This window comes from Bacteroides sp. L008 (assembly GCF_040812255.1).
Lineage (GTDB): Bacteria > Bacteroidota > Bacteroidia > Bacteroidales > Bacteroidaceae > Bacteroides > Bacteroides vicugnae.
This window is the reverse complement of record NZ_JBFNXO010000001.1, coordinates 1,925,872-1,941,930: the sequence shown is the minus strand read 5'-3', so window position 1 is coordinate 1,941,930 and position 16,059 is coordinate 1,925,872. Positions and strand designations below refer to the sequence as shown.

The 16,059-nt window shown below is 41.8% G+C and carries 12 protein-coding genes and 1 pseudogene; 12 read left to right on the top strand and 1 reads right to left on the bottom strand.

All coding sequences use genetic code 11. The features are described from left to right. The first annotated feature begins 13 nt into the window (after nucleotides 1-13). From AB3G73_RS07940 to AB3G73_RS07890, 11 genes are all read left to right on the top strand, one after another. Nucleotides 14-2,581 (top strand): glycoside hydrolase family 2 protein, encoded by a 2,568-nt coding sequence (locus AB3G73_RS07940; protein WP_367744351.1) that lies wholly within the window; start codon nucleotides 14-16, stop codon nucleotides 2,579-2,581. Nucleotides 2,582-2,626: 45 nt separating this feature from the next. Continuing rightward, complete coding sequence (locus tag AB3G73_RS07935; protein ID WP_367744347.1) at nucleotides 2,627-4,720, top strand: hypothetical protein; 2,094 nt, start codon at nucleotides 2,627-2,629, stop codon at nucleotides 4,718-4,720. 73 nt (nucleotides 4,721-4,793) lie between these two features. After that, nucleotides 4,794-5,750: a hypothetical protein gene (locus AB3G73_RS07930; protein ID WP_367744343.1), complete on the top strand. Its 957-nt coding sequence runs from the start codon at nucleotides 4,794-4,796 to the stop codon at nucleotides 5,748-5,750. A gap of 72 nt (nucleotides 5,751-5,822) precedes the next feature. Beyond that, nucleotides 5,823-6,137, top strand: coding sequence for a hypothetical protein (locus AB3G73_RS07925; protein ID WP_148364922.1), 315 nt, complete (start codon nucleotides 5,823-5,825; stop codon nucleotides 6,135-6,137). Between the two features lie 87 nt (nucleotides 6,138-6,224). Then, nucleotides 6,225-8,384 (top strand): TonB-dependent receptor, encoded by a 2,160-nt coding sequence (locus AB3G73_RS07920; protein WP_367744340.1) that lies wholly within the window; start codon nucleotides 6,225-6,227, stop codon nucleotides 8,382-8,384. Next, nucleotides 8,381-8,872: a DUF4625 domain-containing protein gene (locus tag AB3G73_RS07915; protein ID WP_164727312.1), complete on the top strand. Its 492-nt coding sequence runs from the start codon at nucleotides 8,381-8,383 to the stop codon at nucleotides 8,870-8,872. Before AB3G73_RS07920 ends, AB3G73_RS07915 begins: the two co-directional genes overlap by 4 nt. 157 nt (nucleotides 8,873-9,029) lie before the next feature. Continuing rightward, complete coding sequence (gene nrfH, locus AB3G73_RS07910; protein WP_004297093.1) at nucleotides 9,030-9,629, top strand: cytochrome c nitrite reductase small subunit; 600 nt, start codon at nucleotides 9,030-9,032, stop codon at nucleotides 9,627-9,629. Nucleotides 9,630-9,668: 39 nt separating this feature from the next. Beyond that, nucleotides 9,669-11,150, top strand: a complete 1,482-nt coding sequence (gene nrfA, locus AB3G73_RS07905; protein WP_004304071.1) for an ammonia-forming cytochrome c nitrite reductase — start codon at nucleotides 9,669-9,671, stop codon at nucleotides 11,148-11,150. Nucleotides 11,151-11,162: 12 nt separating this feature from the next. Then, the gene (locus AB3G73_RS07900; protein WP_148364927.1) at nucleotides 11,163-12,398 is read left to right on the top strand and encodes a cytochrome c biogenesis protein ResB; all 1,236 of its coding nucleotides are present in this window, start codon (nucleotides 11,163-11,165) and stop codon (nucleotides 12,396-12,398) included. Further along, complete coding sequence (locus tag AB3G73_RS07895) at nucleotides 12,395-13,186, top strand: cytochrome c biogenesis protein (RefSeq protein WP_367744334.1); 792 nt, start codon at nucleotides 12,395-12,397, stop codon at nucleotides 13,184-13,186. The genes AB3G73_RS07900 and AB3G73_RS07895 overlap by 4 nt, the downstream gene beginning before the upstream one ends. A 29-nt stretch (nucleotides 13,187-13,215) precedes the next feature. After that, entirely contained in the window at nucleotides 13,216-14,496 is a 1,281-nt protein-coding gene (locus AB3G73_RS07890; protein ID WP_367744332.1) for a hypothetical protein, read from the top strand. 151 nt (nucleotides 14,497-14,647) lie between these two features. On the opposite strand, the gene AB3G73_RS07885 is transcribed toward AB3G73_RS07890, so the two are convergent. Further along, nucleotides 14,648-15,337: a Crp/Fnr family transcriptional regulator gene (locus tag AB3G73_RS07885; RefSeq protein ID WP_148364929.1), complete on the bottom strand. Its 690-nt coding sequence runs from the start codon at nucleotides 15,335-15,337 to the stop codon at nucleotides 14,648-14,650. 241 nt (nucleotides 15,338-15,578) lie between these two features. Here AB3G73_RS07885 and AB3G73_RS07880 point away from each other — a divergent pair. After that, nucleotides 15,579-16,013: pseudogene (locus tag AB3G73_RS07880) on the top strand (site-specific integrase); the annotation flags it as partial. Between the last annotated feature and the right edge of the window lie 46 nt (nucleotides 16,014-16,059).

The following is a 16,059-nucleotide window of genomic DNA, read 5'->3' as shown; positions in this document are numbered from 1 at the left end:
ACTAATTTGTATTATGCATAAAAAGATTCAATATATATTATTGCTTATGTTATTTACCTGTTTGATACCTGTTACGGCGAAAAACAAAAGCCGGATCAGTCTGAATGATGAATGGCAGTTCAAGCAATCTATATCTCAAAATTGGCTCCCGGCACAAGTGCCCGGAGCCGTACATACCGATTTGATGAATAATCGTATGATAAAGGACCCGTTTTACGGAGTGAATGAGAAATCCCTGCAATGGATTGGAGAAAAGGACTGGGAATATAAAAAGACTTTCACTGTAGACGAGGCTCTGCTTCAAGCGCCCAACGTACAGCTTGTTTTTGCCGGACTTGATACGTATGCCGATATTTATATCAATGATTATATGGTGATGAAGTGTGACAATATGTTTCGTACATGGACTTTGAATCCTCTTCCTTATTTGAAGAAAGGGGAGAACACTATCCGCATCTATTTCCATTCTATATTTAAGGTGGATATGCCTAAGTACCTGGCATCTCCTTTCCAGTTGCAGGCATGGCCTAATAATGATCAGTCAGATATTATGTTAAGCCTTTATGCCCGCAAAGCCGGATATAATTATGGGTGGGACTGGGGTCCTCGTTTGATTACTACCGGTATTTGGAGAGATGTTTATCTGGAATACTGGGATGATATCCATATCGATGGGACTCAAATTATTACCCGGAAACTGGAATCGGGAAAAGCGAAGATGGAGGCTGTTTGTACGGTGATGAGTGATGAAGATACGAAGGCAACGTTTACGGTGGAATATGATAAGAAAGAGGCTGTTCGTAAACAAGTAGCATTGACTAAAGGGATGAACACGGTACGAGTAGACTTCGAAGTGAAGAATCCTGAATTATGGTGGACTAACGGATTAGGCAATCCCCGGATGTATGATTTTGATATTGTATTAGATAAAGAAGGACATAAGGTTACAGACCGTGTAAAGACGGGTATCCGTACATTGGAAATAGTTCGTGAAAAAGATGAACAGGGGCAGTCGATGTTTGTGAAACTGAATGGAAAAGCGGTCTTTATGAAAGGAGCCAATTATATTCCTTTGGATAATTTTCCGAACAGGGTGCCTGAAAGTTGGTACGAATATATCATAAAGTCGGCAGCTGATGTGAATATGAATATGTTGCGTATTTGGGGCGGAGGTATTTATGAGATGGATGCGTTTTATGAGATGTGTGACAAATACGGTATTCTTGTCTGGCAGGATATGATGTTTGCCTGTGGCATGTTCCCCGCTGACGAGCATTATTTGAATAGTGTGGCCGAGGAAGTGAAGGACAATGTGAAACGTTTGCGTAATCATCCTTGTATTGCACTCTGGAATGGAAACAATGAAAATGAGATTTCATATTTCGGATGGGGATGGAAAGATCGTTATACGCCCGAAGAAGACAGAATTTATCAGAGTAATCTGCATAAACTCTTTTATGACGTAATTCCGGAAGCGATACAGGCTGTGGATGAAACGAGGTATTATCACCCGACATCTCCTGTGACCGGTTATAATAATATAGATTATAATATGGGAGATGTACATTTCTGGTCTGTCTGGAAAGGAGGATGGCTTGAAGAATATACGGAAGCTAAAAACATAGGTCGCTTTATGAGTGAGTATGGTTTCCAGTCTTATCCGGAGATGCGCACCATTCGTCGTTTTGCAAGTGAACATGATTTGCGTTTGGATTCGGAAGTTATGTTGTCTCATCAGCGTGCCCGCAATGACCAGACCCGTGATCCGAATTTCGGGAATAATATGATGAAGATGTATATGGAGAAATATTTTAAAGTTCCTGATGATTTTAGTGAATTTGTTTATATGAGCCAGTATTTGCAGGCGGAGGCGGTGAAGATCGGAATTGAAGCTCATCGTCGTGCAAAACCCTACTGTATGGGAACACTTTATTGGCAGATTAATGATTGCTGGCCGGTAGCTTCGTGGTCGAGCATTGATTATTATGGCAGATGGAAGGCTTTACAGTATTATGCCCGTGATGCTTATGCTGAGGTATTGGTTTCTCCTTATGCTTCCGGAAAACAAGTTGTGTTCAAAGTCATTTCCGATCGTTTGCAAAAGATGAAAGGAGAGTTGGAGATAACGACTCTGACCTTGGAGGGACAGACGGTGTTCTCAAAGAGAGTTTCACTTGAATTGGGTGCTAATGGGTGTGAAGATGTGGCTTCGATAACAACTATGGAACTTTATGGAGGTAAGAAAGAGAACGAAGTTTTCACTTATGTGACGTTGAATGAAAATGGTAAAACGATTTCTTCGAATATCTATTATCCGGTCTATTCCAATCAATATGCTTATTCAAAGGTAGCTCCTGTTATAACGGTGGAGAAGACCAATGAAGGAGTTGATTTGCGGCTTCGTTCTTCTGCATTGATCAGAGGACTCTATCTTTTCGTTGATGATGATGAAAGTTTCTTTGAGCAGAATTACGTAACGCTGATACCGGGAAAAGAGGAAGTGGTTCGGGTGAAGACTCATCTTTCAGCGGCAGCATTTGAGAAGCAATTGAAATGTCTCTCGGTAAATCAAGTCAATTGATTGTGAAATGTATATCTCAATCGGACCTATTAATACATAATAAAAATGAAGAAGATAATGAATAATATATTGGCAGCTTGTCTGCTTTCCAGCCTGATAGCTTGCACTTTGGATGATCCCTATATGCCGGTTAATCCAGAAGAAAAACCGGCTCCTCCTGTGGTTACGGAATATCAGCCTATTGCTTTAACGGTAGGGGCTAATGGTCATTTTGATATTTCCGGTTCCTCTGTAAAAATAGGGTTGAACGGGAAGAACTCTACTTATGGTGTTTGTCTGCCACAGATTGCGCAGGGACATTTTATTGCGGAGGTAACAGCTGATAAAACAACTAACTTTGGCTTGGCTATTGTCCGGGAGAAGAACGGGAAACCGGATTTCAATAATTATACTTCGGTGAGTGTGTGTACAGAATCCGGTGTGTCGACCGTACGGGTATTGGATCGTCAGGACGGAATAGATAACGTTTTGGATCATACGAAGAAGATAAATAAAAACGATTATTCTTTCCGTTATTCCATACCTCTCAATAATAGCTATTTTTCTGTTCCTTTTACAGCTTCTACAGGTAAGGCGCGTATCATCAGGAATAAGATATCCGGTTTCTTTCATTTTTATGTGAGCGTTGGGAAAGAAATAGACGGGGAGTTTCATGAAAACTGGATTGAACTTGCTCAATCGAAAGATTGGGGAGGACAGGGGCAGAACTATTTTATTTGTCCGATTGTCAGGAATGGTAATGAAAATTCGACCGAGGTGAATTATTCTGATATCCGTTTTGAAGAGTTTCCGGCAGAAGATGTTGTAGAGGCGTCACCGGACTTTGATGTAAAGCAGCGTAACTTCACGTGGGCAGGTTTTCCGGGTGATGCAACGGTAATCAGTTTCAATCCGAAACATTGTCCGGCTGCTGCACAAAACAGGCAATTTGTATTTTGGTCGGAAGCGAATTTCGTACCTGCCTGGCACATGAGCAATGAATTGCTTTATTGCTATGAGTTTGCTGAAACATGGTCGGATTTGAATAAAGGATGTTTTGAGCCGATGTCGGATCGTTTGTTAGCGTATGCAAAAGTAGATATCATAGAGAATAACAAAGTACGGAAAGTGGTTAAGTACCATTATGCGTTGGTAAATCCGGATTATAAGGCTCCTTATCCTGACGGGATATATCCGGAAGTAGACGAGTATTATACTTTCTATGCTGACGGAGTAGGTGTGAGACGCATCGAGTATATTCAGAAACAGGCGGGACAGGCTTATTATCGCTATCATGAGTTGAGTGAACCCATGGTTATTTCCGGCAGTTCATCCATTCCGTCAGATCATGTGAAACAACCGGCTTTTAGTATTTCTAATCTTTCAGGCAACCGGTATGATCTTTATCCGGCTAAACCATTTGATGAAGTCAACCAGAATGTGAAAAACTGGAAAGAGCAAATCTATACTGCTCATTTAAATAATGCTCCTGATGCTTTTTCTGTATTCTCTTACACTCCCGAACGTCCGGAAGTCTCTCCGTTGCCGATTGAGAATGACTTGACCTGGCATGATATAAATTATCAGATGTCTCATTGGCCGGTAGATAAACAACCCTATTTAAATGCCCGTTATGGGGATTATGATAAGTCGACGGCTACCTGGCCGTCACAGGTTTCCCATTCTTCATTGATTGGTGTGGAGGCTAAAGGAGATGTTTCTTGGAATACTGCTTATCAGGTTAATTCGGATGGAAATAAATATAGAGTATATCTGATGCTGTTGGGTATCAATCAACCTGATGCGGCTTCTGACATAGATGCATATACAAGAGGATGGCTGTATATGGGAAGTCCGACGAATCTGAACGGAGTTTCTTATAATCCGGATGTAACAGGGTATTCCAAACGGGAGATGGTTTTGATGAAAACGGCAGGTACGGAAAGTTGCCAGTTTACTTGTAACCCTACCGGTGCAGTGAAAAATCCTGTATTTAGAATTGATAATTGGATCGGAAGCGGAAATGTAACGGTCAAGGTTGATGGAAAGGCATTGGTGTCTGATAGTGACTATTTGAGTGATACAGTAGGAGGAAGCCTCGTAATCTGGCTTAATAAAACAATATCTTCTACATTCTCTGTCGAAATTATTCCGGTATAATATGATCCTTTGGAGAGGACTTTTCAAATCCTCTCCAAAGGATTTTAAATGAATCAAGAGAGGTTGTTTTTTTATGAGATATATACTATTCATTCTTTTGTTTTTTCTCTGTTTATCCTGTTCACATCATCCGGTTCAGGAGGTTGATACAGTTTCTTACAGAGGGTGGGAGAACTGTCTTAAGCTATCTAACAGGGTTGTTTCCGTTATTGTTAATCCGACGTATGGCGGACAAATTCTATATTTCGGCTTAGAGAGTCGTGGAGATAATATATTGTGGAGTGATTCTGTTATCAACGGCTGGACTGTAGAGAACTATATACGAACAAGACGAAGTCCTGATGCCGGTAGATTTGATATCGGTAATGAACGTAAAACGGAGAATATCCATGATTCAATTTGGGCAGGACCTTATCAAACCTTTGTTGAGGAAGATAAATTGCGCTTGGTCAGCCATCCATCACAGGCGATGGGTATTCAGGTGGAGAGGATTTACTTTTTGGAAGAGAACCAGCCGGTTCTGCATATTAAACAGCGAATGTCTAATATATCAAATGGGGAGGTTGAATATTGTTTTTGGACACGTACATTACTGCCTGCCGGTGGTATTTACTATTGTGAAGCGATTCCAAATTCACAATATCCATTGGGATTTAGTGAGATTTCATTGTCAGCAGATACATTAATTCCCTCTCATCATTTGCAGGAACGTATTCATGTAGAGAATCGTTATTTTACAGCCTTTCCCGGAGGAGACGAGCAAAAGAAATATGGGATAAATACTACAAACGGTATGTATTTTTATCAGTTCAATGATTATTTGTATATCAAACAAAATAAGTATTTTCCGCAGGGGAAATATGATAATAATTTGCGGGTGTGCTTTCCTAACATGATTTATTTTAATGATGAATTTTTGGAAATGGAACCGAACAGTCCTATGGTCAAGCTAAAGCCGGGAGAGGCTTATGAATATGAGGAGATTTGGACATTAAGGGAGTTGAACTCTATTACTGATAACACATATTAAGACTGATTATTTGCTGGTTCTTTTTCATACCGGTATATTTGTCCCGCTATTCTATTAATCAATAGAGAGAGAATGTATCAAAAGAAAAATATAAGGGTATATATAGCATGGATGTTATTCATGACATTCATTCCTTTCTTTGTAGTGAAGACCTTTCACTATCATGGAAGTGAGGATGAAAAGTCGTGTTCCCATGCAAAGCATTCCCATAATTCTTCCGATGATTGTGCGATATGTAAATACTCTCTTTCTCTTTTCACGGAACCTCAATTAATAGAATATCATACTATACTGACGCTCGTGCCCTACGAGCCGGTTATTTACCAGGATAAGGTTGTTTGCAAACCAACTTATTCGCATCATTTACGCGGGCCTCCGTTCGCATGATTACATACTCATATTTTCAATGGAGATAGATTGGCTTTCAATCTATCCTCACATTCATTTTACACATTAAATAAAAGATTGTAATTGATGCGTATCGGAATTATTTCGGGCGTAATAGGGTTATTTGTAACCTTATCCGTCCATGCACAGAAATCCGATTCAATCAAGAGCATGCTTTTGCCTGATGTTGTGGTAACCGAAACGTACCAGCAACGTCAAGTAAAAAAGTCTGCCCTTACGGTTGATGTAGCCGATCAGGATTTTTTGCGCAAACATTTTACAGGAAACTTCATGCAGGCGATGGAGAACATTCCCGGAGTACAGGCAATGGATATTGGTTCGGGCTTCTCCAAACCGATGATTCGCGGAATGGGATTCAACCGGATTGCTGTATTGGAAAACGGAATCAAACAGGAAGGACAACAATGGGGAGCTGATCACGGACTGGAACTGGATGCTTTCAATATCGGAGCAGTCAATGTATTGAAAGGACCCTCCTCACTGCTCTATGGCAGTGATGCAATGGGAGGAGTGATTGATGTTGTTCCACCGGCTGTTCCTGCTGATAATCGTGTGTTCGGAGATGTCACACTGCTGGGTAAATCAGTCAATGGAACCATCGGAGGATCACTGATGCTGGGAATCAGGAAGAATGCCTGGTACTCCCATATCCGTTATTCGGAACAACATTTCGGTGACTATCGTATTCCGACGGACTCTATTGTCTACCTGACACAAAGAATTCCCATATATGGGCGTAAACTCAAGAATACAGCAGGCATTGAACGTAATATCGGACTTTTTACCCAATATCAACGAAGAGCCTATAAAGCGAATTATGCTGTGAGTAATGTATATCAAAAGACGGGATTCTTCCCGGGGGCACATGGCATACCCGATGCGTCACGTGTGGAAGATGATGGAGACAGCCGTAATATTGAATTGCCATTCAGTAAAGTGAATCACCTGAAAGTGACTACCCACCAGCAATATGCATGGGAGAAACTGATCTTGTCAGGCGATTTAGGTTTCCAGAACAATCACCGTGAAGAGTGGAGTGCTTTCCATACTCACTACGGTTCGCAACCCGCACCGGAGAAAGACCCCGACAAGGAACTTGCTTTTAATCTGAACACTTTCAGTGCTTCGGTGAAAGCTCGTTTTATTGGTTCTTCTTCGTGGGAACATACATTGGGGTGGGATGGACAACATCAACGGAACGACATTTCCGGCTATTCGTTTTTACTGCCTGAATATCGCCGTTCCACTACCGGAATGCTTTGGCTTACGACATACAGACCTAACAATGTGTTTTCAGTCAGCGGAGGAGTGCGATATGACTACGGATATATGAATATCTCTTCGCATGAAGATGCTTACCTTGCCGATTATCTTCGGAAACAGGGCTATGATCCGGAACAGATAGACTTCTACAAGTGGAACAGTCACTCTGTGAATAAGCACTACGGTGATTATTCTCTTTCTCTGGGACTGGTATGGACTCCCTCCGACAAGCATCTGGTAAAGGTGAATATCGGGCGTAGTTTCCGCCTGCCCGGTGCGAATGAGTTGGCTGCCAACGGTGTACATCACGGCACTTTCCGCCATGAACAGGGAGATGCAAACCTAAAGTCCGAACAAGGCTGGCAACTGGATGCTTCTTATCATCTGAAGTACCGGGGAATTTCTTTCTCCGTCTCTCCATTTGTCAGTTGGTTCAGCAATTACATCTTTCTGCGTCCTACCGGAGAGTGGTCTGTATTGCCTCATGCCGGACAAATCTATCGCTATACCGGAGCGGAAGCGCTATTTGCAGGAACTGAAGCTACCGTAGATGTTGATTTTCTGCGCAACTTCAATTATCGGATTTCCGCTGAATACGTTTACACCTATAATTGTGATGAACATATTCCATTGAGTTTCTCGCCACCTCCTGTTATGCGCAATACATTAACCTGGCAAAAGAAGCGGTATATGTTGTATGCAGAATGGCAGAGCATTGCCCGGCAAAATAGAGTGGACCGTAACGAAGATCGTACAGCCGGAGCAAATCTCTTTCATCTGGGTGGTTCATTGAATATTCCGATAGGTGGAAACAATGAGATTGAAATAACCCTGACCGCCCGGAATATATTCGATACCCGATATTACAATCATCTTAGTTTTTACAGGAAAGTTGAAATCCCCGAACCGGGACGTAACTTCCAGATATTAATCAAAGTTCCATTTAAAAAAATACTGAAATGAAAAATAAATTTTATCTCCCAATGATTAGCCTTTTGGCAACAGTTACTTTCATGTTTTCCTCTTGTGATAATGATGACTCCAGCGATACGACCAAACCTTTGATTGAACTTCACGAACCGGAAGAAGGTCAGGCTTTGAAGATTGGAAACGAACATGGGGTTCATTTTGAAATGGATTTGTCGGATGATGTCATGCTGAAATCCTATAAGATTGAAATTCATAGTAATTTCGACCACCATTCACACGGAGGTAATAGCAGGGCTGCACAGGAAACTGTAGATTTTAGTTTCAACAGATCCTATGATGTGTCCGGACAGAAAACCGCCCATATTCATCATCACGATATTGTAATACCGGCCAATGCTACTGCAGGGGATTATCATTTGATGGTTTATTGCACGGATGCCGCAGGTAACGAATCTTATATCGCGCGCAATATCAAATTGAGTAATGAGGTGGAAGACGAAGACCATCATCATGATGAATAAGATAGATTGCAATACATAAGGAAGGAATGTCTACTATCCATAGGACGATAGATAGACTGTTTTTTTTGTAATGAGTATTTTTTCTTTTGAAAGGTGTAATATCTATTACACCTTTTTTGTTTCCAATCCTTTACTTTTGTGAAAAATACTTTTTCATATGATGAAGTTTCCAATAATAAATCGACTCTTTCCTTCTTATAAATGGAAGGTAGCGGCTGTCATCATTGGCGGTGTTATTGTGGGTGGAGGAGCACTGTTTATGTATATGCTCCGGGCGCATACCTATCTTGGGGATGACCCGGCTGCGTGCGTGAATTGCCACATTATGACTCCTTACTATGCAACTTGGTTTCATAGTTCGCATGCCCGGAATGCCACCTGCAATGATTGTCATGTGCCGCATGAAAATGCTGTGAAGAAATGGACCTTTAAAGGTATGGACGGTATGAAACACGTGGCTGCATTTCTTACCAAAAGCGAGCCGCAGGTCATTCAGGCTCATGAAGCCAGTTCCGAAGTGATTATGAATAACTGTATTCGCTGTCATACACAACTCAATACGGAATTTGTGAAGACGGGGAAGATCGATTATATGATGTCACAGGTAGGAGAGGGGAAGGCTTGCTGGGATTGCCATCGTGATGTTCCTCATGGTGGAAAGAATTCCCTGTCTGGTACTCCGGGAGCGATTGTTCCTCTTCCGGAATCGCCTGTTCCCGAATGGCTCCGGAAGATGGTGAATCAGAAAGATAAATAAGAAATGAAATACGTAATAAAATAATAAAACCGATATACAATGGAAAAGAAATTAAAATCATGGCAAGGATGGCTGTTGTTCGGAGGTTCAATGGTCGTTGTATTTGTTTTGGGATTATGCGTTTCTGCGTTGATGGAACGGAGGGCGGAAGTTGCCAGCATTTTCAATAACCGTAAAAACGTTATCAAAGGGATTGAAGCACGGAATGAACTGTTTAAGGATGACTTTCCCCGTGAATACCAGACTTGGACGGAGACTGCAAAGACTGACTTTGAGAGTGAATTTAATGGGAATATTGCTGTAGATGCTTTGGAAAAACGTCCTGAAATGGTGATTCTATGGGCGGGATATGCTTTCTCAAAAGATTATTCCACTCCACGGGGACACATGCATGCCATTGAGGATATTACGGCATCTTTGCGTACCGGTTCGCCCATGAGCCCGACCGAAGGTCCTCAACCGTCTACCTGTTGGACTTGTAAGAGTCCGGATGTTCCCCGTATGATGGAGGCATTGGGTGTCGATTCTTTCTATAACAATAAATGGGGGGCTATGGGCGCTGAAATTGTGAATCCTATCGGATGCTCCGATTGCCATGATCCCGAAACAATGAATCTTCATATCAGTCGTCCCGCTTTGATAGAGGCTTTCCAACGTCAGGGTAAAGACATCACTAAAGCTACTCCGCAGGAGATGCGTTCATTGGTATGTGCACAATGTCATGTGGAATATTATTTCAAAGGGGATGGCAAATACCTGACTTTCCCTTGGGACAAAGGTTTTACGGTAGAAGATATGGAGGCTTATTATGATGAGGCCGGTTTCTATGATTATATTCATAAATTGAGCCGTACTCCGATTCTGAAAGCGCAGCATCCTGACTATGAGATTTGTCAGATGGGTATCCACGGACAGAGAGGTGTCTCTTGTGCCGATTGCCACATGCCGTATAAGAGTGAAGGTGGTGTGAAATTCAGCGATCACCATATCCAAAGCCCGTTGGCTATGATTGACCGCACCTGTCAGGTTTGTCACCGTGAAAGTGAAGAGACTTTGCGTAATAATGTGTACGAACGCCAGCGTAAAGCGAATGAAATCCGTAACCGTCTGGAACAGGAATTGGCAAAAGCACATATCGAAGCTAAATTTGCCTGGGACAAGGGTGCCACAGAAACACAGATGAAAGATGTGCTCGCACTGATTCGTCAGGCACAATGGCGTTGGGATTTCGGAGTAGCTTCACACGGAGGTTCTTTCCATGCACCGCAGGAAATTCAGAGAATTCTTTCTCATGGATTGGATCGTGCCATGCAAGCCCGTCTGGCTGTGTCTAAAGTATTGGCAAAGAACGGATATACGGGAGATGTTCCAATGCCGGACATTTCAACAAAGGCAAAAGCACAGGAATATATCGGCTTGGATATGGATGCTGAAAGAGCGGCTAAGGAGAAATTCCTGAAAACAACTGTTCCGGCATGGTTGGAGAAAGCGAAAGAAAACGGTCGTCTGGCACAGAAATAAGAGAGTTTATATATGTGGAGCAAACCATGGAGTTATAAAGAAGGGCTGGTGATTGGCGCAGGATTACTGGTGATAGGGTTATTGCTGCAAATGACAGTGGGAGCCATTCATTGGGATCTGTTTGCCTGTCCGGTCAATGTGATTGTGTTAGTGGTTTATATCATTGCTTTGCTAGCCATGCACCTTCTTCGCAAACGTATCTATTTATTCGGATGGTTGAGTCATTATTCCGCTGCTGTCTCGTCTCTATTGTGGGTGGTCGGCATGACGGTAGTGATGGGACTGATCCGGCAGACTCCTTCCGGTCATGCTCCGGCTGATCTGCTGGGATTTTCGCAGATGATTTCTTCCTGGCCTTTTGTCTTGCTCTACTTTTGGATGGTCACCGCCTTGGGGCTGACAATCCTTCGCACCGGTTTCTCTTTGAAGATCAGCAGAATTTCTTTCCTACTGAATCATATCGGATTGTTTATTGCACTGATAACAGCCACTTTGGGAAATGCCGATATGCAAAGGTTGAAAATGACAACCCGGATGGGAAGTGCCGAATGGCGGGCTACGGATGATAAAGGCCAACTGATTGAACTTCCGTTGGCTATCGAACTGAAGGATTTCACTATCGACGAATATCCTCCGAAACTGATGTTGATTGATAATGAAACCGGCCGTACGCTTCCCGACAAATCTCCTGTACATGTATTGTTGGAAGAGGGAGTGACAAATGGCAGCTTGCAGGATTGGCAGCTAACTATCGAGCAATCTATTCCGATGGCTGCTTCTGTGGCTACCGAAGATACCTTGAAGTTTACAAAATTCTATTCGATGGGAGCGACTTATGCTGTCTATCTGAAAGCAGTCAATCAGAAGAATCAAACAACCAAAGAGGGATGGGTAAGCTGTGGTAGTTTTCTTTTTCCCTATAAGGCAATCCGGCTGGATTCTTTAACCAGTATTGTAATGCCGGAACGGGAACCGCAGCGATTTGCATCGGAAGTGAAGATTTACACACAAGAAGGAACGACCACGGAAGGAACCATTGAAGTGAACCGTCCGATGGAGATAGAAGGTTGGAAAATTTATCAACTTAGTTACGATGAAACAAAGGGACGATGGAGCGATGTCAGTGTTTTCGAGTTGGTTCGCGATCCGTGGTTGCCGGTTGTTTACACAGGAATTATAATGATGATGGCAGGAGCCATCTGTCTGTTTGTCAGCGCACAAAAGAGGAAAGAGGAGGACAAAGCATGAGTTGGGAATACTTTATACTATTTGCAATAGCTGCACTGGTTTGTTGGGCTTTGGGAGCTTTTGCTGCCTGGAAAGGTACAAAACCGGGATGGGCTTATGGATTTACTTTCTTAGGTCTGGCTATTTTCTTCAGCTTCATTATCGGAATGTGGATTTCATTAGAACGTCCTCCGATGCGGACAATGGGAGAGACACGGCTGTGGTATTCTTTCTTCCTTCCGTTGGCGGGATTGATAACCTATGCACGCTGGAAGTATAAATGGATTTTAAGTTTCAGTTGCATCCTTTCATTGGTCTTTATCTGTATCAATATCTTCAAACCGGAGATTCACAATAAGACATTAATGCCTGCTTTGCAAAGCCCGTGGTTTGCCCCTCATGTCATTGTGTATATGTTTGCTTATGCTATGTTGGGAGCGGCGACGGTGATGGCCGTCTATCTGCTTTGGTTCAAAAAGAAGGAGGTTGAACGGAAAGAGATGGATTTGTGTGACAACCTCACCTATGTAGGTCTGGCATTTATGACATTAGGTATGCTTACCGGAGCTATCTGGGCAAAAGAAGCCTGGGGGCATTACTGGGCTTGGGACCCGAAAGAGACTTGGGCGGCAGCAACTTGGTTCGCTTATCTGGTGTATATCCATTTCAGATTAGGCAAGCCATTGAAGGCACGTCCTGCGTTGATTATTCTGTTAGTATCATTTGTCCTGTTGCAAATGTGCTGGTATGGAATCAATTACCTTCCGGCCGCACAGGGAGTCAGTGTGCATACTTATAATTTAAATTGAAATATCGAATCACTAAAACTTCAATATCAATGAAAACATTTTATGGGTCATTCTTGCTTATGCTGTTGCCAAGCATGGCATATACACAAAACACGGAGAAAGAGAATGAATTTACGATGTCTATGCAAATCAGACCTCGTGCGGAGTATCGGAATGGTGCATTGACTCCACGGGATGAAGGGGTAGCTCCTACATCTTTCATCAATAACCGTGCACGCCTCTCGATGGATTATAAACGTTCGGATCTGGAACTAAAGATGTCGGCACAGCATGTCGGTGTTTGGGGACAAGACCCGCAGATTGAGAAGAATGGGCGTTTTATGTTGAATGAGGCTTGGGCGAAACTGAACTTTGGTGAAGGGTTCTTTGCTCAACTGGGACGTCAGTCATTGATTTATGATGATGAACGTATTTTGGGAGGACTGGATTGGAATGTAGCGGGTCGTTACCACGATGCATTGAAGCTGGGATATGCTAACAAAAATAATGAAGTGCATCTGATTCTTGCTTTTAACCAGAATAATGACAATAGAACAAGTGGAGGTACTTACTATGATTCTTCTACCGGACAGCCTTATAAGAATATGCAAACCGTCTGGTATCATTATAAAGCGGATAATGTTCCGTTCGGAGCTTCTTTATTGTTTATGAATCTGGGATTGGAAACGGGTGATAAAGCCACGGATGATTCTCATACCCGCTATTTACAAACAATGGGTACTTACCTCACTTATAAGAATAGTAACTGGAATCTGGATGGTGCTTTCTACTATCAGATGGGTAAGAATAAAGCTGCGGAGAAAGTTTCAGCTTTGATGGGAAGCATACAAGCCGCCTATACCTTTAATCAGACATGGGGAGCCGTGGCTAGTTTTGATTATTTAAGCGGTGATAAAGGAAATGGCGGTAAGTATAAGGCTTTTGATCCTCTTTATGGAACCCATCATAAATTCTATGGAGCAATGGATTATTTTTATGCTTCTACATTTGCGAACGGTTATGCACCGGGATTGATGGATGCTCGTATCGGAGGTCGTTTCCGTCTATCTGACAAGGTGGATATGGAACTCAATTACCATTACTTTAGTACAGCAGTTAAAGTTCAGGACTTAAAGAAATCATTAGGTTCGGAAGTTGATTATCAGATAAACTGGTCAATCATGAAAGATGTGAAACTCTCTGCCGGATATTCTTTTATGCGTGGCACGAAGACAATGGATATTGTGAAAACAGGTAATCATAAAAGCTGGCAGGACTGGGGTTGGGTATCATTGAATATCAATCCGAAAATATTGTTTGTAAAATGGTAAATCCAAGGAAATAATAAGAATTAAATAGAGAGAGAATTTTTGAAAAGTTTTGAGTTTATAAAATCATCCTTACTATACATATTGCAGTAAGGATGATTTTTTGTTTTAGAGACTTCCCTGATAATTATCTTTATTGTTATGGAATAGATTATTACAGATATTTCTCTAAAGTTATTTGATCTAAAATCACTATTCGTTTTCCTTCCATAGTGACAAGCCCTTCTTTAATCATCTTATTGATTTCTTTAGATAGGGCGGGACGTGATACATTTAAGTATTCGGCGAGTTGGGATTGAGTATGCATGATATCTACCACCAATGAATCTTTTTTCTTATGTTCATATAGATAAACAATAAATCTTTCCCGCACGGTTTTGCGTGAAAGAGGTTTCAGGCGGGATACGGTACAGATATTGCAATTTCCTGCTATGCAAAGAAAATTATGTAATACTTGTGGATCCTGACTGATTACTTTGAAAGTTGACTCTTTTGTTGCCATGAGTAATATGCTGTCTTCCAAGGCTGTGAATGTAGCTGGCAATGTGTTGTTTGTATTGAATAGGTGAGGAGTAGCAAAAGTTCGTGGAGCGATGATATATTCAATCATTACTTCGTTTCCAAGTCCGTCTATAATGTCTGTGCGTAGTTTGCCTTCTAATAATACATATAATTTATTGCATGGGGTACCTTGGGTTACAACAATCTCTTTTTTTTCTGCTGCATAGACTACAAATTCAAGTTTCTCAAGCAAAGAAAGTTTGATATTCAGAGGTAAATCCCGAAAAAGAGGGATTTGAAACAGCTTATCTTTATGAGAGTCAGTCAGTAGTATTTTCTTCATTGTATTATATTGTTCGTATCCTGAACAAAGATATGAATTAAAATTGAGACTTAGCGCAAAGCGTAGTAATAAGGCTGACAAATAGCGATTTAGGCGAGAGAAAGAAAAGAACAGAACGCTATCCGAAACCAACAGAAAGCCAAGTGAGGACAAAGTTACATTACTATCCCGTTACTTTCTTTTGGCAGGCAGATGATTGCAATATAGTTTTCAAAGTGCTGAGTTACATGGATTTCAAATGCTAAATAACGGTTGGCTACAGTGTGATCCGTTCTACGGGTACAGCATCACAAAAGAAGAAACCAAACGGGGCTTTCTGACAAAAGAGGAAATCACACAGCTTATCAACGGCACGTTCAAGAAGAAAAGCTATGAATTGATTCGTGACTTGTTCATTTTCTGCACATTCACAGGGTTAAGCTGGACGGACATGTATCACTTGACGAAAGAGAACCTGGAAATATCCTTTGACGGTCATCTGTGGATTAAGACCAAACGCCAGAAAACGGGTACGGAAAGTAACATCCGTCTGTTGGAAGTTGCCAAACATATCATAGAGAAATACGAGGGTATGGCGAAAGACGGCAAACTGCTGCCCGTTCCCTGCTATCCCAACTGCAAAAACGAATACCATAATACAAGTATGATTGAAGGGATAAATAAGCAAATTAATTAGTCTATTATCTAAATATCAAGCCACCATTGGCGTTATCTTTATCACC